Below are 26,334 nucleotides of genomic sequence, written 5' to 3' on the forward strand. Positions count from 1 at the left end.
GTATCGGTCAGGGGTTGCCGGCAGTAAAGTCAGGTAACCCGCTGATCGGCCTGTCGAACCGGTAAGGTATCGACTCCAGCGCCAACCCCACATTGCGCTGCACCACGAAATGCAGGTGCGGCCCGGTACTGTTGCCCGTATTGCCCGACTTGGCCAGCACCTGCCCCTGGCGCACCCGTTGCCCTTCCGCCACCACCACCGAACCGCGCATCAGGTGCAGGTACACGCCCATGGTGCCGTCCGGGTGCAGGATCCTGACAAAGTTGCCCGAAGGGTTGGGCGCCCGCCCGCTCTGGGTGTTTTCCGTCTTCACCACCACGCCTTCGCGCGCCGCAATGATGGTGGTGCCTTCAGGCATGGCGATGTCCATGGCATAGCGCCCCTTTGGCCCAAAGTGGCTGACACGCCCGTTAGGGCCCTGAGTGACGCGGAACGGCCCGCCGATCCAGGGGAATGCGTAACGGAAGCCCTGTGGCCGCATGCCCGGGTCACCCATGGCCTGTAGCAGGGTCGAGCGGTAGTTCAGCAGCAGCCCGGGGCGCCCCCGGAGCACACTGAGCATTTGCGTGGTACGCGGCGGCAGCAAGCGGCGTACGATGCGCGGAGCATCGCCGCCTTGCGCGTTCACCAGATTGTCCAGTCGCAACTCGACCTCTACGGGTACATGCAACTCGTTGCGCGCCGAAAAGCTCACGCCACCGTCGAAGGTCCTGGCGTTCAACAGCACCTGGCCCTCCAGCGTCTCGACCATGGGCTCGCGCAGCACCAAGGGCTTGGCGCCCGGGCCTGGCCGGTCGGAATAGGAGACCACACCGGAATCGTCAGTGATCTTGTAGAGGGTCACACCCAGGCTCGACGCCGAGACCATGAGCAATGCACAGAACAGCAGCAGGCGCGTGGGCATGATAGTGGCTTTTTGACAGTTTTGATGTCTCGAAGCCTAGCAGTGGGTTTTGCGGCGGGTATTGCAGTTGGTCGGATGGCGCAGGAGCAGCACTGTGCTGCCCCTGCTTTGGCGTCAAGCGCCGGGGGTGAAATGCTTCTGTGCAGTGCCACGGGCAATCAAGCGCGACAGGTAATCGAGCTTCTGGGCGTCCTGATCGACGAACTTGAAGGTCAACTGCAGCCAGTCGCTGTCGGGCTTGGGCTCCAATGCCGCGACAGCATGCAGGTAGCCGTTCAAACGCGCGACTTCGGCGCTCTCACCCTGCTCCAGGTCCAGCACCGCACCTTCCAGCACCTGCGGCAGCGCTTCGCTGCGGCGAACCACCAGCAAGGCCTCCTTCAAGCTCAGTGCCTTGATCACACAGGGCTGCATGCCGCTGGCCAGCCGCAACTGGCCCTGGCCACGCCCGGTCGGTGCAGGGGCGGGTGGCGTGGGGGCTGCGGCCAATGGCTTGGTGGCAGCCGGGGCCGGTGCGGGGGCCGCCACCTTGGCCGCTTCTGGTTTGCCCCCTGTCAGGGCACTCAGCGAATCATTGGCAAACGCCGAATTCACCCGCGCCGGGCCACTGGCCATCAGGCTGTCGAGCTTGCCGATCTTGGTCAGGGCCTTTTTTACCTTGGTCAGCAGTTGTTCGTTGGTGAACGGCTTGCCGACAAAATCGGAAACGCCCGCCTGGATCGCCTGAATGACGTTTTCCTTGTCGCCACGGCTGGTCACCATGATGAACTGCAGGTTTTTCAGCGTAGGCTGCTGGCGGCACCAGGTGAGCAGTTCCAGGCCCGACATTTCCGGCATTTCCCAGTCGCACAGGACCAGGTCGAACGCTTCCTTGTCCAGCATGGCCATGGCCTTGCGGCCGTTGACCGCGTCGTCGATGGCCATGCCCGGGAAGGCACTGCGCAGGCATTTGCGGACCAGGTCACGGATAAACGGCGCGTCATCCACGACCAGCACATTCACTTTACTCATCGATACTCCTTCTGAACCCCGACTAGCCTACTGCCAAATAATGGCCATTTGCTACAACCTGGTCACGCCGGGACTTCTTCACATCGTTCGCGGGTGCCTGCAGGCGCTCGACCGCAAACGAAAACGCCCGGCCAAGGCCGGGCGTCGATGCTCGGGAGCAACCTTACTTATCGTCAGATTCGCCCGAAACATTAGCCTTTTCGCCATCAGCGACAGCGGTGCCCTGCACTTCTGCTGTCATGCGCTTGAGGCCCATGTGACGTACGTCGGTGCCGCGCACCAGGTAGATCACCAGCTCGGAGATGTTGCGCGCATGGTCGCCAATCCGCTCCAGCGAGCGCAGGACCCAGATCACGCTCAGCACCCGCGAAATAGAGCGCGGGTCTTCCATCATGTAGGTCACCAGCTCGCGCAGCGCGGTCTTGTATTCACGGTCGATGGTTTTGTCGTACTGGGCCACCGACAACGCCAGGTCGGCGTCGAAGCGGGCAAAGGCGTCCAGTGCATCACGGACCATGTTGCGCACTTGGTCACCGATGTGACGAACCTCGACGTAGCCACGCGGCGATTCACCTTCTTCGCACAGCTGGATGGCGCGACGGGCGATCTTGGTCGACTCGTCACCAATGCGTTCCAGGTCGATCACCGACTTGGAGATGCTGATGATCAGGCGCAGGTCGGAGGCGGCCGGCTGGCGGCGGGCGAGGATACGCAGGCACTCCTCGTCGATGTTGCGTTCCATCTGGTTGATCTGCTCGTCAACCTCGCGCACTTGCTGGGCCAGGCCCGAATCGGCTTCGATCAGCGCGGTGACCGCGTCGTTGACCTGCTTTTCCACCAGCCCGCCCATGGCCAGCAGGTGGCTGCGCACCTCTTCGAGCTCGGCGTTGAACTGCTGGGAAATGTGGTGCGTAAGGCTTTCTTTGTTGATCATGCTGTCGCTCCGCGAAGTTGCTAGCTTCAAGCTGCAAGCTTCAAGTAGTTCGTGTCGTTCCCTGGCTCCGCGCTAACCGCTTTATCTTGCAGCTTGCAGCTCAAAGCTTGCAGCTGCGCCAAAGGCGCTCTTAGCCGTAGCGACCGGTGATGTAGTCTTCGGTCTGCTTCTTCGCCGGGTTGGTGAACAGGGTGTCGGTATCCCCGAATTCGACCAGTTTGCCCATGTACATGAACGCGGTGTAGTCCGAAACACGAGCCGCCTGCTGCATGTTGTGGGTCACGATGACGATGGTGTACTTGGATTTCAATTCGTAGATCAGCTCTTCGACCTTCAGGGTCGAAATCGGGTCCAGCGCCGAGCACGGTTCGTCGAGCAGCAGCACTTCCGGCTCCACGGCGATGGTGCGGGCGATGACCAGACGCTGTTGCTGGCCACCGGACAGGCCCAGCGCCGACTCATGCAGGCGGTCCTTGACCTCGTCCCACAGGGCTGCGCCCTTCAGCGCCCACTCGACGGCTTCGTCGAGCACGCGCTTCTTGTTGATGCCCTGGATACGCAGGCCGTAGACCACGTTCTCGTAGATGGTCTTGGGGAACGGGTTGGGCTTCTGGAACACCATGCCCACACGGCGGCGCAGCTCGGCCACGTCTTCGCCCTTGCGGTAGATGTTGTTGCCGTACAGGTTGATGGCGCCTTCCACGCGGCAACCGTCAACCAGGTCGTTCATGCGGTTGAAGGTGCGCAGCAGGGTCGACTTGCCGCAGCCGGACGGGCCGATGAAGGCGGTCACGCGTTGCTTGGGGATGTTCATGCTGACGTCGAACAACGCCTGCTTGTCGCCGTAGAACAGGCTCAGGCCCGGTACTTCGATGGCCACGGTTTCTTCGGCCAGGCGCAGGCTCTGCTTGTTGCGGCCCAGGGCAGACATGTCGATGCCGTGGGTATGGGAATCTTGCTGCATGGTCTACTCCATACGCTATCAATTCGTTTCAAAGGGCCGCCCGGCTGGTGGGCGGCACGCTTGCAATCAGGGTCAGCTGTCGAGGGCCTTGTACTTCTCGCGCAGGTGGTTACGGATCCACACAGCCGAGAGGTTGAGGGTCGCGATCACCAGCACCAGCAACAGCGCAGTGGCATACACCAGCGGCCGCGCGGCCTCGACGTTCGGGCTCTGGAAGCCGACGTCATAGATGTGGAAGCCCAGGTGCATGATCTTCTGGTCCAGGTGCAGGTACGGGTAATTACCGTCCACCGGCAGCGACGGCGCCAGCTTCACCACACCCACCAGCATCAGCGGCGCGACTTCACCCGCGGCGCGGGCCACTGCGAGGATCATGCCGGTCATCATGGCCGGGCTGGCCATGGGCAGAACGATCTTCCACAGCGTTTCGGCCTTGGTCGCGCCCAAGGCCAGCGAGCCTTCGCGCACGGTACGCGGAATACGCGCCAGGCCTTCTTCGGTGGCCACGATCACCACCGGCACGGCCAGCAGTGCCAGGGTCAGCGAAGCCCACAGCAGGCCCGGGGTACCCAGGGTCGGTGCCGGCAGCGCTTCAGGGAAGAACAGGCGGTCGATCGAGCCACCCAGCACGTAGACGAAGAAGCCCAGGCCAAACACGCCGTAGACGATCGCCGGCACGCCGGCCAGGTTGTTCACGGCAATGCGGATCAGGCGTGTCACCGGCCCCTGCCTGGCGTATTCACGCAGGTAGACAGCAGCCAGCACGCCGAACGGGGTGACGATCACGGCCATGATCAGGGTCATCATCACGGTGCCGAAAATGGCCGGGAAGATACCGCCTTCGGTGTTGGCTTCACGCGGGTCGTCGCTGAGGAACTCCCAGACCTTGGCGAAGTAGGTACCCAGCTTGGTGAAGCCGGACATGCCGTTCGGCTGGATGGCATGCACCACCTTGCTCAGGTTGATTTCCACTTCACGGCCGTTGCCATCGCGGGCCACCAGGCTGTCACGGGCGAAGGCCTGGTGCAGGCCGGTCAGGCGGTCTTCGATGGCCTTGTAGCGGCTGTTCAGCTCGGCGCGGTCGGCATCCATGTCGGCCTGGGCAGCGGCGTCCAGCTTGCCGTCCAGCTCCAGCTTGCGGGCCTGCAGGCGCAGGCGCTCGAGGCCGTGGTTGATGGCGCCGATGTCTTTCTTCTCCAGCTGCTGCAACTCGCCGTTGAGCTGGTTGGCGCGCTTGAGGCGGGCCTGCAGTTCGTGCCAGGCGGCAGGGCCTTCGGCCACCACGCGGCCTTCTTCCTTGACGCTGACCAGGTAGCCGTAGAAGTTGCCCCACTCGCGGCGTTCCAGGGCGATCAGGTCGGCCGGGCGTTTTTCGTCAACCAGCCAGTCGCCGACCACCCAGGTAAAGTCGCTGCCGTTGAGGTCGCGGTTACCAATCTTGATCAGTTCACGGGTCATGAACTCCGGGCCCTGGTCCGGTACCGGCAGGCCGGCACCCTTCAGGCGGGCGCGTGGCACTTCTTCCTTTTGCACCACTTCGCCGATGACGACGTGGTCAGCCTGGCCCGGCACCTTGTAGGTGGCCTGGACAAGATCGGCCGGCCAGAAGTGGCCCAGGCCGCGCACGGCAATCACCGCCAGCAGGCCGACGGTCATGATCACCGCCATGGCCACCGCGCCGCCGCTCATCCAGACGCCGGGGGCGCCGCTCTTGAACCAGCCTTTGAGGGAATCCTTTTTCACGGATCGCTACCTTTCTATCAAAGCGACGAGTATTTCTTGCGCAGACGCTGGCGAATCAGCTCGGCCAAGGTGTTCATGATGAAGGTGAACATCAGCAGCACCAGGGCGGCCAGGAACAGCACACGATAGTGGCTGCCGCCGACTTCCGATTCCGGCATTTCCACGGCCACGTTGGCGGCCAGGGTGCGCATGCCCTCGAACAGGTTCATCTCCATCACCGGGGTGTTGCCGGTGGCCATCAGCACGATCATGGTCTCGCCCACCGCACGGCCCATGCCGATCATCAGCGCCGAGAAGATGCCCGGGCTGGCGGTGAGGATGACCACGCGGGTCAGGGTCTGCCAGGGTGTCGCGCCCAGGGCCAGCGAGCCCAGGGTCAGGCTGCGCGGCACGCTGAACACGGCGTCTTCGGCGATGGAATAGATGTTCGGGATGACAGCGAAGCCCATGGCGATACCCACGACCAGGGCGTTGCGCTGGTCATAGGTGATGCCCAGATCGTTGGTGATCCACAGGCGCATGTCGCCGCCGAAGAACCAGCTTTCCAGGTGCGGGCTCATGGTCAGGGCAAACCAGCCGGTGAACAGGATGACCGGGATCAGGATCGCCGCTTCCCAGCCATCCGGCACACGCAGGCGGATCGACTCTGGCAGGCGGGTCCAGGCAAAGCCGGCCAGCAGGATGCCAAACGGCATCAGCAGGAACAGGCTGAACACGCCCGGCAGGTGGCCTTCCAGGTACGGGGCCAGGAACAGGCCGGCGAAGAAGCCGAGGATCACCGTCGGCATCGCTTCCATCAGTTCGATCACCGGTTTGACCTTGCGGCGCATGCCCGGGGCCATGAAGTAGGCGGTGTAGATGGCGGCGGCAATGGCCAGCGGGGCGGCCAGGATCATCGCGTAGAACGCGGCCTTCAAGGTGCCGAAGGTGAGCGGCGACAGGCTCAGCTTGGGCTCGAAGTCAGTGTTCGAGGCGGTCGACTGCCAGACGTATTTCGGCTCGTCGTAGTTCTCGTACCACACCTTGCCCCACAGCGCGCTGAAGGAAATTTCCGGGTGCGGGTTGCGCAGGCTCAAGGGCAGCAGTTTGCCGCCTTCTTCGATGATGATGCGGTTGGCGCGTGGCGACAGGGCCAGGATACCCGGGCCTTCGGCAGCCGGCTCTACCAGCAGGGTGCGGTGCGCGGTGCTGTGGAACACGCCCAGCTTGCCGTCTGCGTCCAGCGCGATAAAGCCTTTGCGGCGCTCTTCGGCGTCGATCTGCACGATAGGCGCCTTGCCCATCTGGAAGGTACGGATCTGCTTGAAGCGCGACTCGCCGTCCGGGTCGCGGGCCATGAACCACTGGGCCAGGCCGCCTTTGGAGTCACCGATGATCAGCGAGATGCCGCCAACCAGCTGGGCCGTGGCGGTGATTTCGGTATCGCCGCTTTCAGACAGCTTGTAACGGCCGTTGAGGCTCTTGTCGCGCAGGCTGAACACGTCGGCGGTGGCGCGGCCGTTGATCACGTACAACCACTGCTGGCGCGGGTCGATGAAGATGTTCTTCACCGCTTCGGTCATTTGCGGCAGTTCGATGCGGTTCTGCTCGGTGGTGACCTCTTCGGTCATCATGTTTTCCGTGCGGGTCAGCTCCAGCACCTGCAGATGCGCGCCGGTGGAACCGGCCAGCAGCAAGGTGTCGCCATTGACGTTGACGCTGACGTGCTCCAGCGCACGGCCCTGCTCATCGAGCACGAACGGCTGCTCGGCGTACGGGTAGTCGATACCGGGGGTGATGGTTTTCTTGTTGTCCGGGTAGGTGATCTTGTAGGTGTGGTGGAACACCAACGCCTGGCCATTGGACAAGCCCAGCACCACCAGCGGGCTACCCGGCTGGTCGGCACTGATCGAAGTAACCTGGGTGCCTGCCGGCACAGGCAGGTCGACACGTTTGAGCTCGTTACCGGTCTTGGTATCGAAGAACAATGCCTGGCCCTTGTCCGAAACACGCATCCCCACCAGGTTCTGCTCTTCTAGCGCGATCATCAGCGGCTTGCCGGCATCCTGCTGCAGCCAGGTTGGCGCGAGGGCTTTCTTGCTGGTCAGCTCGGCGCCCTGGAACAGTGGCAGCACCACATAGGCCAGGTAGAAGAAGATCAAGGTGATGGCCGCCAGAACGGCAAGCCCGCCCACCAGCACATACCAGCGGGTCAGGCGGTCCTTGAGCGCACGCATGCGGCGCTTGCGTTGCAACTCGGGCGTATTGAAATCAATGCGCACGGGCTGGGAGTTTTGGGTCATGTTGGAATTGGCCAGATCATTCATGCGCACACCCTAGCGGTCCCGTGTGACAAAAACATTACAAAGTGGTGACGCGCGAAAGCCCGCCGCACAGGAAACCTGGCTTCGGACTGGAGTTTCGTGGAAGAGGCCGGGCATCGGCACCGGCCTCTTCTTCATTTAGTTACTTCTTTGCAACGTTACCGGCGTGCGACAGGCCCAGGTCAGCCAGGGTCTTGTCGACGACTTTGGCCGGCAGCGGGATGTAGCCATCCTTCACCACGACCTGCTGGCCAGCTTGCGACAGCACCAGCTTGACGAACTCGGCTTCCAGCGGGGCCAGAGGCTTGTTCGGGGCCTTGTTGACGTACACGTACAGGAAGCGCGACAGCGGGTAGGTGCCGTTCAGGGCGTTGGTTTCGTTGTCTTCAACGAACTCGCCGCCTTCTTTCTTGGCCAGGGCTACGGTTTTGACGCTGGCAGTCTTGTAACCGATACCCGAGTAGCCGATGCCGTTCAGCGAAGAGCTGATCGACTGCACCACCGAAGCCGAGCCAGGCTGTTCGTTGACATTAGGCTTGAAGTCGCCTTTGCACAGGGCTTCTTCCTTGAAGTAGCCGTAGGTGCCCGATACCGAGTTGCGGCCGAACAGCTGGATTGGCTTGTTGGCCAGGTCGCCGGTCACACCCACGTCGCCCCAGGTCTTGATCTCGGCTTTGCCACCGCACAGGCGAGTGGAAGAGAAGATGGCGTCGACCTGGGCCATGGTCAGGCCTTTGATCGGGTTGTCCTTGTGCACGAACACGGCCAAGGCGTCGACGGCAACCGGGATGGCGGTCGGCTTGTAGCCGTACTTCTGCTCGAAGGCCTGCAGCTCGACGTCCTTCATCTTGCGGCTCATCGGGCCGAGGTTGGCGGTGCCTTCGGTCAACGCGGGTGGCGCGGTGGAGGAGCCGGCCGCCTGGATCTGGATGTTTACGTTCGGATATTCCTTCTTGTAGGCCTCGGCCCACAGCGTCATCAGGTTCGCCAGGGTGTCGGAACCAACGCTGGAGAGGTTGCCCGAAACACCGGTGGTCTTGGTGTAGGTCGGGATCGCAGGATCGACAGCGGCTACCGCGTTGGCGGTTGCAACGCCAGCGGCGGCAAAGGTGAGGGCCGCCATCAAACGCTTCAGTTTCATGCCTTGCTCCTAGCAGGAATATTGGGGTGTTGGATGGAACGGGCCCAAGTATCGGCAGGCCGCATGAACACGATATGACTTCATTGTGACAATTGGATGAAAGGCCATCACTGTAAGCAGGTCTGGCCTCTTCGCGGCTAAAGCCGCTCTCACAGGGATTTGCACAGACCTCAAGGCCAGCGCCGCACCTGTGGGAGCGGGTTTACCCGCGAAGAGGCCAGTAGCCCCAGCGCAAATCAGCGCTTGTTGGCGAGCAGGTACAGGCCCACGGCCAGACCCACGGCACACAACCCCGCCACGTAATAGGCCGGCGCCATCGGGCTCACCTTCAGCAGCGCCGTCACCACCATCGGCGTCAGCCCGCCGAAAATCGCGTAGGCCACGTTGTACGAGAACGACAGCCCGCTGAAGCGCACCGCCGCCGGGAACGCCTTGACCATCACATAGGGCACAGCGCCAATCACGCCCACGCACAGGCCAGTCACCGCGTACAGCGGGAACAACAGCTCAGGCCGGGTCGGCAGGCTGTGGTAGAAGGCCCAGGAACTGGCCAGCAGCAACAGGCTGCCAATCACGAACACGCGGCCCGCACCAAAACGGTCGGCCAGGCTGCCGGCGCCGATGCAGCCAAAGCTGAGCAGTACGATGGCCATGCTGTTGGCCTTGAGCGAGTCTATCGGGCTGATGTGGTAGATACTCTGCAGCAGCGCCGGGGTCATCAGGATGACCACCACGATGCCGGCCGACAGCATCCAGGTCAGCAGCATCGACAGGATGATCGGGCCACGGTGGTCACGCAGCACGGCGCGAAGCGGCAATTCCTCGGCCAGCGCCTTGCGCTGCTGCATTTCGGCGAACACTGGCGTTTCGTGCAGCCAGCGGCGCAGGTACACCGAGAACAGGCCGAACACACCGCCCAGCAGGAACGGAATACGCCAGGCGTAATCGGCCACTTCTTCAGCGCTGTACACGCTATTGATCAGGGTCGCCACCAGCGAACCCAGCAGAATGCCCGCCGTCAGGCCTGCGGTCAGGGTGCCGCAGGCGTAGCCGGTGTTGCGCGCCGGCACGTGCTCGGACACGAACACCCAGGCACCCGGCACCTCACCGCCGATCGCCGCGCCCTGGATCACGCGCATCATCAGCAGCAGGATCGGCGCCCACATGCCTATTTGTGCATAGGTGGGCAGCAGGCCCATGATCAGGGTTGGCAGGGCCATCATGAAGATGCTCAGGGTGAACATCTTCTTGCGCCCTAGCAGGTCGCCAAAGTGCGCCATGATGATGCCGCCCAGCGGCCGCGCCAGGTAGCCGGCGGCGAAGATGCCGAAGGTTTGCATCAGGCGCAGCCACTCGGGCATGTCGGCCGGGAAGAACAGCTTGCCGACCACTGTGGCGAAGAACACGAAGATGATGAAGTCGTAGAACTCCAGCGCACCGCCCAGGGCGGACAGTGAGAGGGTCTTGTAGTCACTGCGGGTCAGCGGCCGCGAGGGCTGCTCGATACTGCTGGGCACGGAAGTCATCGCTCGTTGTTCTCTTTGTAGGGCATGCAGGCCGCTTGGCACGCGGCTTCTGGATTAGGGGACAAGCGAAGATAGCAAATAGCCGAGCTGCGCTGAAAGCGATACAAAATCCCTACACGTATTCATGAATGCGCGGTCGTCGCTGGCCGTTATGCTCTATATACTGGCAGTTCGTAGGAAAAGGTTGCCCCTAACGTGGGATGTTGTGCGAAAACGCCGGTCAGTATTGTCAGACGGTTTCGCAGAGTTTCCCTACGGCCGCCCAGTGAAACGAAATCGGCGTAGTATGTTTCAAGCTGAATCGTTTACCCGGCCTTTGCGCCACACCAACGAAAAGCGTCACGGGTCAGAGGCCCCATCGCATGATTGAGCTCGAACAAGAAGATCCAATCCCACAAGGCGACCTGGCCTTGCAGATCACCGCATTGCCGCGCGAGACCAACGGCTTCGGCGACATCTTCGGCGGCTGGCTGGTTGCCCAGATGGACCTGGCCGGCACTGCCATGGCCAGCCGCGTTGCCGGTGGCCGCGTGGCTACCGTGGCCATCGACCGCATGGCCTTCCTGGTACCGGTCGCGGTCGGCGCGCAGCTGTCGTTCTATACCCAGACCCTGGAGATCGGCCGCAGCTCGATCCAGATGATGGTCGAAGTGTGGAGCGACGACCCGCTGTCCAGCGAATGGCGCAAGGTTACCGAAGCGGTATTCGTCTTCGTCGCCATCGACGGCAGTGGCCGTACCCGGTCTGTGCCTCGTCGCTAAGCCTCGCCGGCGGTAAACTCATTGCATGTGCCCGGGTCCAAGGCCCACTGGCAACCAATGAGATGAATGCAATGGCTACCTACCAGGTCGTAACCGAGCAACATGGCGAACTGAACTGCTGGCGTATCAGCAGCGATCGCGCCGAACTCCTGATCGCCCAGCAAGGCGCACAGATCCTCAGCTACCAGCGGGTCGGCGAGCCGCCGCTGTTGTGGCTGAGCGACCAGGCCATCTTCCGCCAGGGCAAGTCGGTTCGCGCCGGGGTGCCGGTGTGCTGGCCGTGGTTTGGCAACTTGCAGCGCAACCCCCAGGCCGTGCAGGCCATGTACCACGGCGAGCAGGCACCTGCTCACGGGCTGGCGCGCTCACGTGACTGGCAGTTGCTGGGCATCGAGGAAGCAGGCGACGGCCTGCGTATCGAGTTCGAGCTGCCTGAGGCGCAGGGCGACCTGCCCGGCTGGCCCCATGACGTCGAGCTGAAGCTGGTGGTGGAGCTGGGTGACGAGCTGAAGCTGAGCCTGACCAGCCGCAACATGGGCAATACCCCGGTTACCATCAGCCAGGCGCTGCACAGTTACTTTGCAGTTAGCGATGTGCGTCAGGCGCGTGTCGAGGGCGTCGAGGGGCTGGGCTATATCGAGACCCTGGCTGACTGGGAACAGCGCCAACAGCAAGGGGCGCTTGAGTTTGCCGGGGAGACGGACCGGATCTACCTCGATACCCCGCAAACACTGAGCATTGTTGACCCGCACTGGAATCGTCGAATTACTTTGACCAGCAGCGGGTCACGGTCGGCGGTGATCTGGAACCCGTGGACCGAGCGGGCGCGAGAGCTGCCGGATATGGCGGATGATGGCTGGCAGCGGATGCTGTGCATCGAGACGGCGAATGTTTGGGATGACCTGGTGGAGCTGAGGCCAGGGGCGAGTCACTCGTTAGGCGTCGTGGTCGGCTGTGAAATGATCTGAGTTTTACAGTGGTTTTGCCGGCCTCTTCGCGGGTAAACCCGCGAAGAGGCCGGTGCAGGCAATCAGAGGTCTGCATCCTCCACCACCCTCACCTTCCCTGCATCCAGCGCGTAGGCCGCATCGGCCAGGTCATTGCTGACCTTTTCCACCTTCAACGTGCCGCTGACCCACAGCGGTGTGTAGATGTCATCGATCTTCAGTCCTTTCGGGTAGCGCACCAGCACCAGCTGGTTCGGCGGCGGTGGCGGCACATGGATGCACGCCCCTGGGTACGGCACCAGGAAGAACAGCGTGCTGTTGCCCTTGGCGTCGCTTTCCAGCGGCACCGGGTAACCGCCCAGGCGAATGTCCTTGCCGTTCATGGCTGCCACGGTCTTGGTCGAGTACATCACCGCCGGCAGGCCCTTGCTCTGTTTCAGGCCACCCTTGTCGGTAAAGGTACCCATGGCTTCCGGTGAGTTGTGGTCGATTTCGGGCATTTGCTCGAGCGCCTTCTGGTCCGACTTGGGCATCAACTCCAGCCAGTCGGTTTCAGGCAGTTCGGCATGGGCCAGGGCGCTGGCCAACAGCAGGGGGACAAGGAAAAAGGCACGCATGGAAATGCTCGGCAACTCGGATGAATTGCCGGGCATTCTAACCAGTATTCAGCGTTTCTTGATGAATCCGTAGATCACCAGAAGGACCACGGCACCGACCAGCGCGCCAAAGAAGCCCGCTGCCTGCCCGGCCTGGTAGATGCCCAGCGCCTGGCCGCCATAGGTGGCCAGCAGGGAGCCGGCAATACCCAGCAGGATGGTCATGATCCAGCCCATGCTGTCGTCGCCCGGTTTGATGAAGCGGGCCAGCAGGCCGACGATGAGGCCGATGAAGATGGTTCCAATGATGCCCATGGCAATCCCTCTGCAGTTCGAAGATGGAACAAGCCAAAGCCTAGACAGCGCTTTGGCTTGTTGCCATTTTCAGAGGGCAAGCCGGTGGTAGAAGTTCGATCAGTTGCTGATCAGGGCTTCTACTTCGGCAATCTTGCGCTCGAGGGTAGCCATGTCGTGGCAGCGCAGGGTGGCGTGGCCAACTTTGCGGCCGACCTTGAAGGCCTTGCCGTAGTGGTGCAGGTGGCAGTCACCGATGGCGACCACTTTATCTACAGCTGGCACTTCACCGATGAAGTTGAGCATCGCACTCTCGCCCACCTTGGCAGTCGAGCCCAGCGGCAGGCCGGCAACGGCGCGCAGGTGGTTCTCGAATTGGCTGCATTCGGCGCCTTCGATGGTCCAGTGCCCGGAGTTGTGCACGCGCGGGGCGATTTCGTTGGCCTTGAGGCCACCGTCGACTTCGAAGAACTCGAAGGCCATCACACCTACATAGTCCAGTTTTTGCAGCACGCGGCCCACATAATCTTCGGCCAGAGCCTGCAGCGGGTGCGCCTGGCTGGCCACCGAAAGGCGCAGGATGCCGCTTTCGTGGGTGTTGTGCACCAGCGGGTAGAAGCGGGTTTCGCCATCGCGGGCACGCACGGCCACCAGCGACACTTCGCCGGTGAACGGCACGAAGCCTTCCAGCAGGCACGGCACGCTGCCCAGCTCGGCGAAGGTGCCTACCACGTCTTCAGGCGTGCGCAGTACCTTCTGGCCCTTACCGTCGTAACCCAGGGTGCGGGTTTTCAGTACGGCCGGCAGGCCGATGCTGGCCACTGCGGCGTCCAGGTCTGCCTGCGAGAGGATGTCGGCGAAGGCCGGGGTCGGGATACCCAGGTCGCGGAACATGCTTTTTTCGAACAGGCGGTCGCGGGCGATGCGCAGCGCTTCGGCGCTGGGGTAAACCGGCACGAACTGCGAGAGGAAGGCCACGGTCTCGGCCGGGACGCTTTCGAACTCGAAGGTGACCAGGTCGACTTCGTCGGCCAGCTGGCGCAGGTGGTCCTGGTCGCCATAGTCGGCACGCAGGTGCTCGCCCAGGGGCGCGGCGCAAGCGTCCGGCGCCGGGTCGAGGAAGGCGAAGTTCATGCCCAGCGGGGTGCCCGCCAGGGCCAGCATGCGGCCCAGCTGGCCGCCACCGATTACACCGATCTTCATGGGTTGAGCCTCAAGCCTGGCGCGGGTCTGGGTTGTCCAGCACGGTGTCGGTCTGTTCCGTGCGGAACTGCTTCAACGCCGCGTGGAACTGCGGGTACTTGGCGCCCAGGATGCTGGCCGACAGCAGTGCAGCGTTGACGGCACCGGCACGGCCGATGGCCAGGGTGGCAACCGGCACGCCGGCTGGCATCTGCACGATCGACAGCAGCGAATCGACGCCCGACAGCATCGACGACTGGACGGGTACGCCCAGCACTGGCAGGTGGGTCTTGGCGGCGCACATGCCTGGCAGGTGGGCTGCGCCACCGGCACCGGCGATGATCACCTCGATGCCACGGCCTTCGGCCTCCTCGGCATACTGGAACAGCAGATCCGGGGTGCGGTGGGCGGAAACCACCTTCACTTCGTAGGGAATGCCGAGTTTTTCCAGCATATCGGCGGTGTGGCTAAGGGTGGACCAATCGGACTTGGAGCCCATGATCACGCCAACCAGTGCACTCATCGTCGAGCCTCTTCGCTTGTGCGCCCTTGGGCGCGTCAAAAAACAACAAGCCACGCGGGACGACCGGCGTGGCTTGTTTGCTGATCAGGACCGGACGCATCCGGTCGAAAGGCCGCGCAGTATACCGTAAGGTGGTGCGTTTAAGGCACCCCGGCGACCAACTGTCGCCCCTTATTTTTCGGGGCTTTGGCTGACTTTTGGGTCAACCGCCGCCGCACCTTCCAGCTTGCGCCACAGCAGCCGTACGTTGGCCTTGCGTACCAGGGCGCAGCGGTACAGGCGGATCTCCAGCGGCACATGCCACTGGCTGCCGCCGCAGATGGCCAGTTCGCCCCGTTCCAGCTCGCCGCGCATCGACAGGCGCGGCACCCAGGCGATGCCCATGCCTTCCAGCGCCATGCTCTTGAGACTGTCGGCCATGGCGGTTTCGTAGACGGTGGTATAGCGCAAGTTACGCTGGCGCAGCAGCAAATTGACCGAGCGCCCCAGGAACGCGCCTGCGGTATAGGCCAGCAGCGGCACGCTGGCCTCGCCTTCCAGGTCGAACAACGGTTTGCCTTCGGCGTCCACGGCACACACCGGCAACATTTCGGTGGTGCCCATGTGCAGCGACGGGAAAATCTCGGCATCCATCTGCAAGGCCGCGTCCGGATCATAGAACGCCAGCATCAGGTCGCAGCCACCTTCGCGTAATGCATGCACGGCATCCCCGACGTTAGTCGCAACCAGGCGGGTGGCGATGTTCAAACCGTCGTTGCGCAACTGGGCCACCCAGCGGGGGAAAAAGCCCGATGCAAGGGAGTGCGCCGCCGCCACCTGGACGACCTCGCCCTGCCCACCTTCAAGGTGATGCAAATGGCGGAGAATTTCGCTCAACTGGTCGACAACCGTACGCGCCGTGACAAGAAAAAGCTGCCCGGCCTCAGTCAGTTCGATCGGTGTGCGGGAACGATTCACCAACTGCAGGCCCAACGCTGCCTCCAGGCTGCGAATGCGCCGACTGAAGGCCGGTTGGGTCACGAAACGCCGCTCTGCAGCCTGGGAAAAACTGCGGGTGGCAGCCAGCGCGCTGAAATCTTCCAGCCATTTGCTTTCAAGGTTCACGAAGCACATCTCCCGGCATGCACCAAAATGGAACACGCTCGAATGTCAATTGGCGTCACATGAAACACTATGCCGTTTGTGCATAGGTTAGCGTGCAACAGCATTGGCCGCAAAATCACCTTCAGGCCTAGGATTGGCGCCATTCCGGCATGTGCCGGGTCAAAATCGAGATGATATACATCATGTCCTCCGCTGCATCGTTCCGCGTCGAAAAAGATCTGTTGGGTACCCTTGAAGTTCCTGCTGATGCCTACTACGGCATCCAGACCCTGCGCGCTGCCAACAACTTCCACCTCTCCGGCGTTCCGCTGTCGCACTACCCGAAACTGGTAGTCGGCCTGGCGATGGTCAAGCAGGCAGCTGCTGACGCCAACCGTGAGCTGGGGCACCTGAGCGATGCCAAGCACGCCGCGATCAGCGCAGCCTGCGCACGACTGATCAAGGGCGACTACCACGAGCAGTTCGTGGTGGACATGATTCAAGGCGGTGCTGGTACTTCCACCAACATGAACGCCAACGAAGTCATCGCCAACATCGCGCTGGAGGCCATGGGCCACCAGAAGGGTGAGTACCAGTACCTGCACCCGAACAACGATGTGAACATGGCGCAGTCGACCAACGACGCCTACCCGACCGCTATCCGTCTGGGCCTGCTGCTGGGTCACGACGCGCTGCTGGCCAGCCTCGACAGCCTGATCCAGGCCTTCGCTGCCAAGGGTAAAGAATTCGACCACGTACTGAAGATGGGCCGTACCCAGCTGCAGGACGCCGTGCCAATGACCCTGGGCCAGGAATTCCGCGCCTTCGCCACCACCATGACCGAAGACCTGCAGCGCCTGCGCTCGCTGGCTCCGGAACTGCTGACCGAAATCAACCTGGGTGGTACTGCCATCGGTACCGGCATCAACGCCGACCCTGGCTACCAGGCCCTGGCCGTGCAGCGCTTGGCAATCATCAGCGGCCAGCCGCTGGTACCGGCTGCCGACCTGATCGAAGCCACTTCCGACATGGGCGCCTTCGTGCTGTTCTCCGGCATGCTCAAGCGTACCGCCGTCAAGCTGTCGAAGATCTGCAACGACCTGCGCCTGCTGTCCAGCGGCCCGCGCACCGGCATCAACGAGATCAACCTGCCAGCGCGTCAGCCAGGCAGCTCGATCATGCCAGGCAAGGTCAACCCGGTTATCCCGGAAGCCGTCAACCAGGTGGCCTTCGCCATCATGGGCAACGACCTGGCCCTGACCGTCGCCGCCGAAGGTGGCCAGCTGCAGCTGAACGTGATGGAGCCGCTGATCGCCTACAAGATCTTCGACTCGATCCGCCTGCTGCAACGCGCCATGGACATGCTGCGCGAACACTGCATCGTCGGCATCACCGCCAACGAACAGCGCTGCCGTGAACTGGTCGAGCACTCGATCGGCCTGGTCACCGCCCTGAACCCGTACATCGGCTACGAAAACGCCACCCGTATCGCCCGCGTTGCCCTGGAAACAGGCCGTGGCGTACTGGAACTGGTGCGCGAAGAGAAGCTGCTGGACGAAGAGATGCTCAACGACATCCTGCGTCCGGAAAACATGATCGCTCCCCGTCTGGTTCCGCTGAAGGCGTAACCCGGCTGCTGCAAACAGTCTCACCAGGTTAAGGGACTAGACACCTCTCAACCTTTCAAGGCCCGAGCCTATGCTTCGGGCCTTTTTTTTGCCCGCAAAACAGGCGGCGCGCACCGCTTGCCGATATCGGCACACTACTTGCTCGATAATGCGTCCCAGCCCAACGGGATTACCCAGCATGCTGCACAGCCACCTCACCACCCTCAACGCGGTTTCGCTGATCCTCAACGTCTTCCAGGCAGACGGTTGCGAGGCATCAGCACTGCTGGCCGGCAGCGGCATTGGCCCGGCAGACCTGGGGCATGCCGATGCGCGCATCACCACCCAGCAGGAACTGCAGGTGTGCGCCAACGCGGTGGCCCGGCGCGAGGACATCGGCCTTGAACTGGGCCGGCGCATGCATGTGTCGTGCTACGGCATGCTCGGTTACGCATTGCTCTCCAGTGCCACTTTGGGTGACGCCTTGCGTCTGGCGCTGGCATATCCGGCACTGCTGGGAACAGTGTTCAAGCTACGTTTGATCGAGGACGGCCAGCGAGTCTGGCTAAGTGCCAGCGACTACCACGACAGCCCGGCGCTGAGCGCATTCAACGCGGAGTTCTGCCTGGTGTCGCTGAAAGTCATCTGCGACGACTTGCTTGGGCGCCCACTGCCTCTGCTAGGCGCCCGTTTCGAACACTCACGGCCCGGTTACCACGCGCTCTATGCCGGTGCATTCCAGTGCCCGGTCGGTTTCGATGCCCAGGACAATGCCTTTGCTTTCGAGCGGCGCTGGCTGGACATGCCGCTGCCACTGGCCGACCCGATTACCCATAAAGCCATGAGCGAACGTTGCCGACGCCTGAACCTGGAGTTCACGGGCCGGCAGGCCTGGCTGGGGCGGATTCGCCAGCTGCTGGCACAGCAACTGGACGCCGCGCCTGGGCTGGAAGGATTGGCGCGGCAGATGAATTGCTCGTCGCGCACCCTGCGCCGGCATTTGCAGGCGCTGGGCAGCAGTTATCAACAGCTGCTGGACGAATTGAGGTTCGAGCGGGCCAAGCAGCTGCTGGCTGATGAACAGATGCCGATCTATCGCATTGCGGAGACCTTGGGGTTCAGCGAAACCGCCAGTTTTCGGCATGCGTTCCAGCGTTGGAGTGGTGTAGCGCCCAGCCACTTCCGCGGTTGACCCGCTCTGGCCAAAGAGCTTGGCCACATCGATCCCCTTTTGGCCGTTTGCGTCGTTCTCCGCTACTGACCTGCCCATGACAATGGACCCACGCCAGTATCCAACGGAGAACAACAATGCTGACGATCTATTCCGATGATCACCGCCTGCACCACGGCCGCTGCGAGCTGATCGACGGCAAGCTGATGCCCTGCTTCGAAATGCCTTCGCGCGCTGACCATGTGCTCGACCAGGTAAAAAAACGCGACCTTGGCGACATCCAGGGCCCTACCGACTTCGGCCGCGCGCCGTTGCTGCGCATCCACAGCGCCGACTATCTCGACTTCTTCGAAGGCGCCTGGGCGCGCTGGGCCGCACTGGGCCAGGAAGGCGACCTGCTGCCGTTCACCTGGCCTGCTCGCACCTTGCGCCAGGTAAAACCCACCGGCCTGCATGGCGAGTTGGGCTACTACAGCTTCGATGCCGGCGCGCCAATCACCGCCGGTACCTGGCAGGCCGCCTACAGCGCCGCCCAGGTTGCCCTCACGGCCCAGGCGGCAATCCAGCAGGGCGCCCATTCGGCCTTTGCCCTGTGCCGCCCACCGGGGCACCACGCCGCCGGCGAAGTCATGGGCGGTTATTGCTACCTGAACAACGCCGCCATCGCCGCCCAGGCCTTCCTGGACCAAGGCAAGCGCAAGGTCGCCATCCTCGACGTCGACTACCACCACGGCAACGGCACCCAGGACATCTTCTACAGCCGCGACGACGTGTTCTTCGCTTCGATTCATGGCGACCCGCAGGACGAATTCCCGTTCTTCCTGGGCTATGCCGACGAAACCGGCGAAGGTGCCGGTGAGGGCTGCAACATCAACTACCCGCTTCCGACCGGCAGCGACTGGGCGGCCTGGAGCGCAGCCCTGGAGGATGCCTGCCAGCGCATTGCCCGCTATGACGCCGACGTACTGGTGATCTCGCTGGGTGTGGACACGTTCAAGGACGACCCGATCTCGCAGTTCAAGCTGGACAGCCCGGACTACCTGGAAATGGGCAAACGTATCGGCCAGCTCGGCAAGCCGACCCTGTTCGTGATGGAGGGCGGCTACGCTGTGGAAGAAATCGGTATCAACGCGGTCAATGTGCTGGAAGGCTTCCAGCGCGCCCAGCCAGGAGCCCGGTAATGGTCCGACTCAAGCGTCTGCTCGCCCCGTTCATCGCTGCCACCTTGTTCACCGGTGCCCTGCACGCTCAAGCCGAGCAGCGCACACTGCGTGTGTATAACTGGTTCGACTACATCACCCCGCAGACCTTGACCGATTTCAAGCAGGACAGCGGGGTCAAGCTGATTTACGACATCTTCGACACCAACGAGGCGCTGGAGGCCAAGCTGCTCACCGGCAACTCCGGCTATGACGTGGTGGTGCCGTCCAACGTGTTCCTCGCCAAGCAGATCGAAGCCGGGGTGTTTCAGCCGCTGGACCGCAGCAAACTGCCGAACTGGCAACACCTGGACCCGGCGCTGATGAAGCTGATCGAGGCCAATGACCCGGGTAACAAGTACGCGGTGCCCTACATGTACGGCACCGTGCTGATCGGCTTCAACCCGGCCAAGGTCAAGGCAGTGCTCGGCGACAACGCCCCGGTGGACAGCTGGGACCTGATCTTCAAGGAAGAGAACATCGCCAAGCTCAAGCAGTGCGGCGTGGCGCTGCTCGACTCGCCTTCGGAGATCCTGCCGCTGGCCCTGAAATACCTGGGCCTGGACCCCAACAGCGGCAAGCCGGATGACTACAAGAAGGCCGAGGCCTTGCTGCTGAAGATTCGCCCGTCTATCACCTACTTCCATTCCTCCAAGTACATGGCAGACATCGCCAATGGCGACATCTGCGTTGCCGTCGGTTATTCCGGCAGCTTCTCCCAAGCCGCTAACCGGGCTCGGGACGCGAAGAATGGTGTAGTAGTGGACATGCGCTTGCCCAAGGAAGGTGCGCCGATCTGGTTCGACATGCTGGCGATCCCGAAGAACGCGGCCAACCCTGAGGATGCCCACACTTTCATCAATTACCTGCTGCGACCTGAGGTCATTGCGCCGATCAGCGACTTTGTCGGTTACCCGAACCCGAACAAGGATGCGACTGAAAAGGTTAGTCCGGCGATTCGCAACAACCCTAACCTGTATCCGACAGCGGAGGCGATGGCCAAGCTTTATACCCTCAAGCCCTTGGCGCGGGACGCAGAGCGGGCCAGAACCCGGGCCTGGACGCGGATCAAATCCGGTACCTGATGTAGAGCGGGGGCTGCTTTGCAGCCCCCATTCACTTTCTCCAGGCCTTGCGCAATTTCATCAAGGCTTCGGCAATCTCCCCCTCCGGCACCGCCGCAAACCCCAACACCAGCCCTGCCCGCTTATCCACAGGCATGTCGCTGTCCGACAGCCAGAAATTGCTCAGCGGCGTCACCTCGACCCCCACCGCTTCAGCCTTGGCCACCAGTTCCTGCTCTCGCGCAAAGTTATCCACATCAACCTTTACATGCAGCCCGGCCGCCACTTCCGGCATCTCGCCCAACCCTGGAATATCCACAGGCCAGCCAGCCTTGAGTACGTTACGTCGACTCAAAGCGGCCTTGCGCATACGGCGTATATGCCGCTGGAAATGCCCGCGAGCCATGAATTCGGCCATCACGCACTGGCTGCTGACTTCCGAATGCCGCACGGCCAACGCCTTGCCCTGACTGAATCCCTGCACCAGTTGCGGCGGCAGCACCAGGTAACCCAGGCGCAACGCGGGGAACGCAATCTTGCCGAAGGTGCCGACATACAGCACCCGACCGTGCCGGTCGAGCGCCGCCAACGGGGCCAAGGGCGCACCGCTGTAGCGGTACTCGCCGTCATAGTCGTCCTCGATGATCCAGCCATCGTTGCGTTCGGCCCACGCCAGCAACGCCAGGCGCCGTGCCAGGCTCATGGTGACCCCGGTCGGGTATTGATGGGCCGGCGTGACATACGCCAGCCGGCAGTTCGCCTGCTGACCGAGCAGGCGGCAGTCCATGCCCTCTTCGTCCACAGGCACGCCATGCAACGTGGCGCCAGCCAGCGCAAAGGCATGCCCGGCCGCGCGGTAGCCGGGGTTTTCCACAGCCACACCGTCACCCGACTGCAACAACAGCTGTGCACAAAGGCTGATGGCTTGCTGTGCACCACTGGTGATCACAATTTGTTCAGCCATACAACTCAGCCCACGCGAACGGCGCAGGTAGGCCGCGATCAACTCGCGCAAAGCCGGCTCGCCTGCCGGGTCACCGTAACCCAGCTGCGCAGGGGATGGTTTACGCCAAAAACCCGCCTGCAGCTTGGCCCAGACGTCAAACGGGAACAAGTCGAATGCCGGAATGCCGACCCGAAAAGCACGGGGCGCACCACTTCTTGGGGAGGGTAAGTGGTTACTTTTCAGGCGCTGTAAAGGCGCTGATAAACGCCGTTCGCTGGATAAATCCTCAGTATTTTCTGCGGAAAATGTGGATAACCCTGTTGATAACCCCCGGGATAACCCTGTGGATATTTGTGTGGATATTTTTGGCAGCCGACTTACGTAAGTACCATCTCCAACTCGGCTTTCGATGTAGCCCTCGGCATACAGTTGGTCATAGGCGCGCACCACACTGTTGCGTGACAGCGCCAGCATGACGGCCAGGTCGCGAGTGGCTGGTAGCCGTGTACCACTGCTCAGGCGCCCATCCAGCACCCGCGCACGCAATGCCTGATACAGCTGCTGGCTCAGCCCACGGCGTCGATCAAGGGCGATCCCGGCAGGGTCGAATGGCAGTGTGAAGGGGCGCTCGCTCATGGCATTGGACCTATCAAATCAGGCAGTAATGGCTCTTACCCAGAACCAATAGCCTGCCTAGGATGGAGCCATTCGACAAGGACCAAGCCCTATGTACAACAGCAAGCCGCATCAGGAACACGACCTCGGCCGCCTGCACCAGCACATGCTCGACACCCGCCTGGCTGTCCTGGTCAGCCACGGCGATCAGGGGCTGCTGGCCACGCACCTGCCAGTGCTGGTCGATACCACCGAAGGCGAATTCGGTACGGTCTATGCCCACCTGGCCCGGGCCAACCGCCAATGGCAGGACTTGGCACAGGGTGCCGAAGCCTTGCTGGTATTCCCCGGCGCCGATGCCTATGTCAGCCCCGGCTACTATCCGAGCAAGGCTGATAACCCCAAAGTCGTACCTACCTGGAACTATCTGGCCGTGCACGCCTATGGCACAGCCGAGGTGATCCACGATGCCGAGCCGCTGCTGGCGATCGTCAGCCGCCTGACCGACCGCCATGAACAGGGCCGCAGCGAACCGTGGAAAGTCACTGACGCCCCTGCCGACTACCTCGACGGCATGCTCCGCGCCATCGTCGGCATCCGCCTGCCCGTCGCCCGTCTGCAAGGGGCACGCAAGCTCAGCCAGAACCGTTCCGATCAAGACATCGCTGGCGTGCGCGAAAGCCTGAGCGCCAGCGCCGATCAGCTGGACAACCAACTCGCGGCGCACATGCGCCAACTCTGAAGGAATAGCCCCATGTCTAGCGTTACCCTGCGCCCTGTCACTGCCCAAGATCACGCGGCCTGGCTCGCCCTGTGGCAGGCCTACCTGCACTTCTACGAAAGCGAACTGGCCGATGAAGTCAGCCTGAGCACCTGGCAACGCCTGCTCGATCCGAAGGAGCCCACCCATTCGACCCTGGCCTGGGTCGATGGCAAGGCGGTAGGCATGGTCAACTTCATCTACCATCGTTCCAACTGGAGCATCGAGAATTCCTGCTACCTGCAGGACCTGTACGTGGACAGCGCGCAGCGGGGCCTGGGCATCGGTCGCCAGCTGATCGAGCACGTCTACGCCACAGCCAAGGCCGACGGCTGCATCAAGGTGCACTGGCTGACCCACGAAACCAATGCCACCGCCATCAGCCTGTATCAGCAGGTTGCCGAGCGCTCGGGCTTCATCCAATTCCGCAAAGGTTTGTAGGCCGAACATGACAGACGCATTGAACTGGAAACCCGCCGCAACGCCCCAGGCCGAGCCCATTGAAGGCCGCTTCATCCGCCTGGAAAAGCTCGACCCGGCGCGCCATGGCGACGATCTTTGGGACGTGCTGCAAGGCCCGGCATCCGACCCGGTGCTATGGGACTACCTGCCTTATGGGCCGTTCACCGAGCGTGCCGCCTTCGACCGTTGGCTGGAGGGCAACGCCGCAGGCCGCGATCCGCTGTTCTACACCGTCATCGACCGCCCCAGTGGCCAGGCCCAGGGCATTCTCAGCCTGATGTCGATCGTGCCCGACCACGGTCGCATCGAAATCGGCCATATCGCCTTCGGCGCCGCCATGCAGCGCACGCCCAAAGGAACCGAAGCGGTGTACCTGCTGGGCAAACTGGGCTTCGAGCTGGGCAACCGCCGGCTGGAGTGGAAGTGCAACAACGCCAACGCCCGCTCCAAGCGCGCGGCGGAGCGGTTTGGCTTCACTTACGAAGGCGTTTTCCGCAAGCATCTGGTGGTGAAGGACCATAACCGCGATACAGCCTGGTATTCGATAACCGATGATGAGTGGCCGGCGGTGGCTGCCGGGTTCGAGCGGTGGCTGGGAGAGGAAAACCAGCAGCCGGGAGGCCAGGTAGAAACGCTTGAGGCATGCCGTAAAAACTGAGGAATGTGTTTGATCAGCTGGCCTCTTCGCGGGTAAACCCGCGAAGAGGCCGGTAAATCCAGCACAAAAAAAGGGGAGCATCCGCTCCCCAGAGGTAAACCGCTTGTAGATGAAGGCTTAAATCAACCTTCGATCTCGATCAGGATTTCACCCGGCGTTACACGGTCGCCCTTGGCCACATGAATGGCGACGACCTTGCCGGCGATGGCCGCCTGCACTTCGGTTTCCATCTTCATGGCTTCGGTGATCAGCACGGCCTGGCCGGCCTTGACCATGTCGCCTTCCTTGACCAGCACATCGACGATGTTGCCTGGCATGGTGGTGCTGACGTGGCCTGGGTCGGTGGCTTGCTTGCGCTTGCTGCCGCCGCCGCCAACGAACTCGTTCAGTGGCTCGAACACCACTTCTTCCGGCATGCCGTCGATCGACAGGTAGAAGTGACGCTTGCCTTCGGCCTTCACGCCCACGCCGGTGATATCGACGCGGTAGGTTTCGCCGTGCACGTCGATGACGAACTCGGTCGGCACGCCTTCACCGCCCGGGGCGGCCACGGCGCCGGCTTCCGGAATCGGCAGCAGGGCTTCTGGCGTCAAGGTGCCGGCTTCGCGCTCTTCGAGGAACTTGCGGCCAATGTCCGGGAACATGGCGAAGGTGAGCACGTCTTCTTCGCAGCGGGCCAGGGCGCCGATGTCGCCACGCAGCTTGGCCATCTCAGGCTTGAGCAGGTCAGCCGGGCGCACGTCGATCACTTCTTCGCTGCCGATTGCCTGGCGGCGCAGTTGCTCGTTGACCACGCCCGGGGCCTTGCCGTAACCGCCTTGCAGGTACAGTTTCACCTCGTTGGTGATGGTCTTGTAGCGCTCGCCAGCCAACACGTTGAAGAATGCCTGGGTGCCGACGATCTGCGAGGTCGGGGTTACCAGCGGCGGGAAGCCAAGGTCTTCACGTACACGCGGGATCTCGGCCAGCACTTCGTTCATGCGGTTAAGCGCGCCCTGCTCTTTCAGCTGGTTGGCCAGGTTGGAGATCATGCCGCCCGGCACCTGGTTGACCTGCACGCGGGTATCCACGGCGGTGAACTCGCTTTCGAACTGGTGGTACTTCTTGCGCACGGCGTAGAAGTACAGGCCGATTTCCTGCAGCAGCTCCAGGTCCAGGCCAGTGTCGAATTCGCTGCCTTTGAGTGCAGCAACCATCGACTCGGTACCCGGGTGGCTGGTGCCCCAGGCGAAGCTGGAGATGGCGGTGTCGATGTGGTCGGCGCCGTTTTCAACTGCCTTCAGCTGGCACATGGCGGCCAGGCCGGCGGTGTCGTGGGAGTGGATGAACACCGGCAGCGACTGCTCGGCCTTCAGCGCCCTGACCAGCTCGCCGGTAGCGAACGGGGTCAGCAGGCCGGCCATGTCCTTGATCGCGATCGAATCGCAACCCATGGCTTCCATCTGTTTGGCCTGGGCTACAAAGGCGTCGATGGTGTGCACGGGGCTGACGGTGTAGGCGATGGTGCCCTGGGCGTGCTTGCCAGCGGCCTTGACCGCTTCAATGGCCACGCGCAGGTTACGCACGTCGTTCATGGCGTCGAAGATGCGGAACACGTCGATGCCATTGACCGCTGCCTTGGCGACGAAGGCCTTGACCACGTCGTCGCTGTAATGGCGGTAGCCCAGCAGGTTCTGGCCGCGCAGCAGCATTTGCAGGCGGGTGTTGGGCAGCGCTGCGCGCAGCTTGCGCAGGCGCTCCCACGGGTCTTCTTTCAGGAAGCGCACGCAGGCGTCAAAGGTGGCGCCACCCCAGACTTCCAGCGACCAGTAGCCGACTTTGTCGAGCTTGTCGCAGATCGGCAGCATGTCTTCGGTGCGCATGCGGGTGGCCAGCAAGGACTGGTGGGCGTCGCGCAGGATCGTGTCGGTAACGTGGATTTTCTTGGACATTATGGGGTT

Annotated in this window: 24 protein-coding genes; 9 read left to right on the forward strand and 15 right to left on the reverse strand. The window is 62.5% G+C overall.

Going from position 1 to position 26,334, the window contains the following annotated elements:
• Positions 1-7 precede the first annotated feature (7 nt).
• From QQ992_RS27625 to QQ992_RS27660, 8 genes are all read right to left on the reverse strand, one after another.
• The gene (locus tag QQ992_RS27625) at positions 8-904 is read right to left on the reverse strand and encodes a peptidoglycan DD-metalloendopeptidase family protein (RefSeq protein ID WP_286111800.1); all 897 of its coding nucleotides are present in this window, start codon (positions 902-904) and stop codon (positions 8-10) included.
• A 114-nt stretch (positions 905-1,018) separates the two neighbouring features.
• Positions 1,019-1,915 carry a response regulator gene (locus tag QQ992_RS27630; protein WP_286111801.1) on the reverse strand — a complete coding sequence of 299 codons (897 nt, stop codon included), beginning with the start codon at positions 1,913-1,915 and terminating at the stop codon, positions 1,019-1,021.
• Positions 1,916-2,078: 163 nt separating this feature from the next.
• Complete coding sequence (gene phoU / locus QQ992_RS27635; RefSeq protein WP_016712726.1) at positions 2,079-2,849, reverse strand: phosphate signaling complex protein PhoU; 771 nt, start codon at positions 2,847-2,849, stop codon at positions 2,079-2,081.
• A 130-nt stretch (positions 2,850-2,979) separates the two neighbouring features.
• Positions 2,980-3,813 (reverse strand): phosphate ABC transporter ATP-binding protein PstB, encoded by an 834-nt coding sequence (gene pstB, locus QQ992_RS27640; protein WP_012274853.1) that lies wholly within the window; start codon positions 3,811-3,813, stop codon positions 2,980-2,982.
• A 72-nt stretch (positions 3,814-3,885) separates the two neighbouring features.
• Positions 3,886-5,502, reverse strand: a complete 1,617-nt coding sequence (gene pstA, locus QQ992_RS27645; RefSeq protein WP_156866896.1) for a phosphate ABC transporter permease PstA — start codon at positions 5,500-5,502, stop codon at positions 3,886-3,888.
• Between the two features lie 71 nt (positions 5,503-5,573).
• Positions 5,574-7,862, reverse strand: coding sequence for an ABC transporter permease subunit (locus QQ992_RS27650; RefSeq protein WP_286111804.1), 2,289 nt, complete (start codon positions 7,860-7,862; stop codon positions 5,574-5,576).
• Positions 7,863-8,001: 139 nt separating this feature from the next.
• Positions 8,002-9,000, reverse strand: a complete 999-nt coding sequence (locus QQ992_RS27655; RefSeq protein WP_060499691.1) for a phosphate ABC transporter substrate-binding protein PstS — start codon at positions 8,998-9,000, stop codon at positions 8,002-8,004.
• A 236-nt stretch (positions 9,001-9,236) separates the two neighbouring features.
• Positions 9,237-10,526: an MFS transporter gene (locus tag QQ992_RS27660; RefSeq protein WP_286111807.1), complete on the reverse strand. Its 1,290-nt coding sequence runs from the start codon at positions 10,524-10,526 to the stop codon at positions 9,237-9,239.
• Positions 10,527-10,888: 362 nt separating this feature from the next.
• Here QQ992_RS27660 and QQ992_RS27665 point away from each other — a divergent pair, with 362 nt between their 5' ends.
• Both QQ992_RS27665 and QQ992_RS27670 read left to right on the forward strand, forming a co-directional pair.
• Complete coding sequence (locus QQ992_RS27665; RefSeq protein WP_003253317.1) at positions 10,889-11,287, forward strand: acyl-CoA thioesterase; 399 nt, start codon at positions 10,889-10,891, stop codon at positions 11,285-11,287.
• Positions 11,288-11,358: 71 nt separating this feature from the next.
• Positions 11,359-12,255, forward strand: coding sequence for a D-hexose-6-phosphate mutarotase (locus QQ992_RS27670; RefSeq protein WP_286111808.1), 897 nt, complete (start codon positions 11,359-11,361; stop codon positions 12,253-12,255).
• A gap of 62 nt (positions 12,256-12,317) precedes the next feature.
• On the opposite strand, the gene QQ992_RS27675 is transcribed toward QQ992_RS27670, so the two are convergent.
• From QQ992_RS27675 to QQ992_RS27695, 5 genes are all read right to left on the reverse strand, one after another.
• Positions 12,318-12,851, reverse strand: a complete 534-nt coding sequence (locus tag QQ992_RS27675; protein WP_161751323.1) for a DUF3299 domain-containing protein — start codon at positions 12,849-12,851, stop codon at positions 12,318-12,320.
• Positions 12,852-12,899: 48 nt separating this feature from the next.
• On the reverse strand, positions 12,900-13,145 hold the full coding sequence (locus QQ992_RS27680; protein ID WP_010955824.1) for a GlsB/YeaQ/YmgE family stress response membrane protein: 246 nt from the start codon (positions 13,143-13,145) through the stop codon (positions 12,900-12,902).
• A 99-nt stretch (positions 13,146-13,244) separates the two neighbouring features.
• Positions 13,245-14,327: a 5-(carboxyamino)imidazole ribonucleotide synthase gene (locus QQ992_RS27685; RefSeq protein WP_016502259.1), complete on the reverse strand. Its 1,083-nt coding sequence runs from the start codon at positions 14,325-14,327 to the stop codon at positions 13,245-13,247.
• A gap of 10 nt (positions 14,328-14,337) precedes the next feature.
• Positions 14,338-14,829 carry a 5-(carboxyamino)imidazole ribonucleotide mutase gene (gene purE / locus QQ992_RS27690; protein ID WP_009684500.1) on the reverse strand — a complete coding sequence of 164 codons (492 nt, stop codon included), beginning with the start codon at positions 14,827-14,829 and terminating at the stop codon, positions 14,338-14,340.
• Positions 14,830-15,000: 171 nt separating this feature from the next.
• Positions 15,001-15,933, reverse strand: coding sequence for a LysR substrate-binding domain-containing protein (locus tag QQ992_RS27695; protein WP_286111813.1), 933 nt, complete (start codon positions 15,931-15,933; stop codon positions 15,001-15,003).
• A gap of 182 nt (positions 15,934-16,115) precedes the next feature.
• On the opposite strand from QQ992_RS27695, the gene aspA reads away from it, so the two are divergent.
• From aspA to QQ992_RS27715, 4 genes are all read left to right on the forward strand, one after another.
• The gene (gene aspA, locus QQ992_RS27700) at positions 16,116-17,540 is read left to right on the forward strand and encodes an aspartate ammonia-lyase (protein WP_025754235.1); all 1,425 of its coding nucleotides are present in this window, start codon (positions 16,116-16,118) and stop codon (positions 17,538-17,540) included.
• 178 nt (positions 17,541-17,718) lie between these two features.
• Positions 17,719-18,711, forward strand: coding sequence for an AraC family transcriptional regulator (locus tag QQ992_RS27705; protein ID WP_286111815.1), 993 nt, complete (start codon positions 17,719-17,721; stop codon positions 18,709-18,711).
• A 116-nt stretch (positions 18,712-18,827) separates the two neighbouring features.
• Positions 18,828-19,871, forward strand: a complete 1,044-nt coding sequence (locus QQ992_RS27710; RefSeq protein ID WP_286111818.1) for a histone deacetylase family protein — start codon at positions 18,828-18,830, stop codon at positions 19,869-19,871.
• Positions 19,871-20,974, forward strand: a complete 1,104-nt coding sequence (locus tag QQ992_RS27715; protein WP_119371883.1) for a polyamine ABC transporter substrate-binding protein — start codon at positions 19,871-19,873, stop codon at positions 20,972-20,974. Before QQ992_RS27710 ends, QQ992_RS27715 begins: the two co-directional genes overlap by 1 nt.
• 31 nt (positions 20,975-21,005) lie before the next feature.
• On the opposite strand, the gene pdxR is transcribed toward QQ992_RS27715, so the two are convergent.
• Entirely contained in the window at positions 21,006-22,535 is a 1,530-nt protein-coding gene (gene pdxR, locus QQ992_RS27720; RefSeq protein ID WP_286111819.1) for a MocR-like pyridoxine biosynthesis transcription factor PdxR, read from the reverse strand.
• A gap of 91 nt (positions 22,536-22,626) precedes the next feature.
• Between pdxR and QQ992_RS27725 the strand changes: the two genes are divergently transcribed.
• The 3 genes from QQ992_RS27725 to QQ992_RS27735 are packed head-to-tail and all read left to right on the forward strand — an operon-like array spanning position 22,627 to position 24,394.
• Positions 22,627-23,256 carry an FMN-binding negative transcriptional regulator gene (locus QQ992_RS27725; protein WP_286111820.1) on the forward strand — a complete coding sequence of 210 codons (630 nt, stop codon included), beginning with the start codon at positions 22,627-22,629 and terminating at the stop codon, positions 23,254-23,256.
• A gap of 12 nt (positions 23,257-23,268) precedes the next feature.
• Positions 23,269-23,715, forward strand: coding sequence for a GNAT family N-acetyltransferase (locus QQ992_RS27730; RefSeq protein WP_286111821.1), 447 nt, complete (start codon positions 23,269-23,271; stop codon positions 23,713-23,715).
• A gap of 7 nt (positions 23,716-23,722) precedes the next feature.
• Positions 23,723-24,394 (forward strand): GNAT family N-acetyltransferase, encoded by a 672-nt coding sequence (locus tag QQ992_RS27735; protein WP_286111822.1) that lies wholly within the window; start codon positions 23,723-23,725, stop codon positions 24,392-24,394.
• A gap of 122 nt (positions 24,395-24,516) precedes the next feature.
• On the opposite strand, the gene oadA is transcribed toward QQ992_RS27735, so the two are convergent.
• A complete protein-coding gene (gene oadA / locus QQ992_RS27740) occupies positions 24,517-26,325 on the reverse strand; it encodes a sodium-extruding oxaloacetate decarboxylase subunit alpha (protein WP_286111823.1) in 1,809 nt (602 codons plus the stop codon).
• Between the last annotated feature and the right edge of the window lie 9 nt (positions 26,326-26,334).

Origin of the sequence: Pseudomonas kurunegalensis (genome assembly GCF_030291635.1) — a bacterium.
GTDB classification, from domain to species: domain Bacteria; phylum Pseudomonadota; class Gammaproteobacteria; order Pseudomonadales; family Pseudomonadaceae; genus Aquipseudomonas; species Aquipseudomonas monteilii.

What these genes read in the sequence shown, in the direction of transcription:
- QQ992_RS27625 (WP_286111800.1), bottom strand. Translation starts at nt 904, where the DNA reads ATGCCCACGCGCCTGCTGCTGTTCTGTGCATTGCTCATGGTCTCGGCG.
- QQ992_RS27630 (WP_286111801.1), bottom strand. Translation starts at nt 1,915, where the DNA reads ATGAGTAAAGTGAATGTGCTGGTCGTGGATGACGCGCCGTTTATCCGT.
- phoU (WP_016712726.1), bottom strand. Translation starts at nt 2,849, where the DNA reads ATGATCAACAAAGAAAGCCTTACGCACCACATTTCCCAGCAGTTCAAC.
- pstB (WP_012274853.1), bottom strand. Translation starts at nt 3,813, where the DNA reads ATGCAGCAAGATTCCCATACCCACGGCATCGACATGTCTGCCCTGGGC.
- pstA (WP_156866896.1), bottom strand. Translation starts at nt 5,502, where the DNA reads ATGAGCGGCGGCGCGGTGGCCATGGCGGTGATCATGACCGTCGGCCTG.
- QQ992_RS27650 (WP_286111804.1), bottom strand. Translation starts at nt 7,862, where the DNA reads ATGAATGATCTGGCCAATTCCAACATGACCCAAAACTCCCAGCCCGTG.
- QQ992_RS27655 (WP_060499691.1), bottom strand. Translation starts at nt 9,000, where the DNA reads ATGAAACTGAAGCGTTTGATGGCGGCCCTCACCTTTGCCGCCGCTGGC.
- QQ992_RS27660 (WP_286111807.1), bottom strand. Translation starts at nt 10,526, where the DNA reads ATGACTTCCGTGCCCAGCAGTATCGAGCAGCCCTCGCGGCCGCTGACC.
- QQ992_RS27665 (WP_003253317.1), top strand. Translation starts at nt 10,889, where the DNA reads ATGATTGAGCTCGAACAAGAAGATCCAATCCCACAAGGCGACCTGGCC.
- QQ992_RS27670 (WP_286111808.1), top strand. Translation starts at nt 11,359, where the DNA reads ATGGCTACCTACCAGGTCGTAACCGAGCAACATGGCGAACTGAACTGC.
- QQ992_RS27675 (WP_161751323.1), bottom strand. Translation starts at nt 12,851, where the DNA reads ATGCGTGCCTTTTTCCTTGTCCCCCTGCTGTTGGCCAGCGCCCTGGCC.
- QQ992_RS27680 (WP_010955824.1), bottom strand. Translation starts at nt 13,145, where the DNA reads ATGGGCATCATTGGAACCATCTTCATCGGCCTCATCGTCGGCCTGCTG.
- QQ992_RS27685 (WP_016502259.1), bottom strand. Translation starts at nt 14,327, where the DNA reads ATGAAGATCGGTGTAATCGGTGGCGGCCAGCTGGGCCGCATGCTGGCC.
- purE (WP_009684500.1), bottom strand. Translation starts at nt 14,829, where the DNA reads ATGAGTGCACTGGTTGGCGTGATCATGGGCTCCAAGTCCGATTGGTCC.
- aspA (WP_025754235.1), top strand. Translation starts at nt 16,116, where the DNA reads ATGTCCTCCGCTGCATCGTTCCGCGTCGAAAAAGATCTGTTGGGTACC.
- QQ992_RS27705 (WP_286111815.1), top strand. Translation starts at nt 17,719, where the DNA reads ATGCTGCACAGCCACCTCACCACCCTCAACGCGGTTTCGCTGATCCTC.
- QQ992_RS27710 (WP_286111818.1), top strand. Translation starts at nt 18,828, where the DNA reads ATGCTGACGATCTATTCCGATGATCACCGCCTGCACCACGGCCGCTGC.
- QQ992_RS27715 (WP_119371883.1), top strand. Translation starts at nt 19,871, where the DNA reads ATGGTCCGACTCAAGCGTCTGCTCGCCCCGTTCATCGCTGCCACCTTG.
- pdxR (WP_286111819.1), bottom strand. Translation starts at nt 22,535, where the DNA reads ATGAGCGAGCGCCCCTTCACACTGCCATTCGACCCTGCCGGGATCGCC.
- QQ992_RS27725 (WP_286111820.1), top strand. Translation starts at nt 22,627, where the DNA reads ATGTACAACAGCAAGCCGCATCAGGAACACGACCTCGGCCGCCTGCAC.
- QQ992_RS27730 (WP_286111821.1), top strand. Translation starts at nt 23,269, where the DNA reads ATGTCTAGCGTTACCCTGCGCCCTGTCACTGCCCAAGATCACGCGGCC.
- QQ992_RS27735 (WP_286111822.1), top strand. Translation starts at nt 23,723, where the DNA reads ATGACAGACGCATTGAACTGGAAACCCGCCGCAACGCCCCAGGCCGAG.
- oadA (WP_286111823.1), bottom strand. Translation starts at nt 26,325, where the DNA reads ATGTCCAAGAAAATCCACGTTACCGACACGATCCTGCGCGACGCCCAC.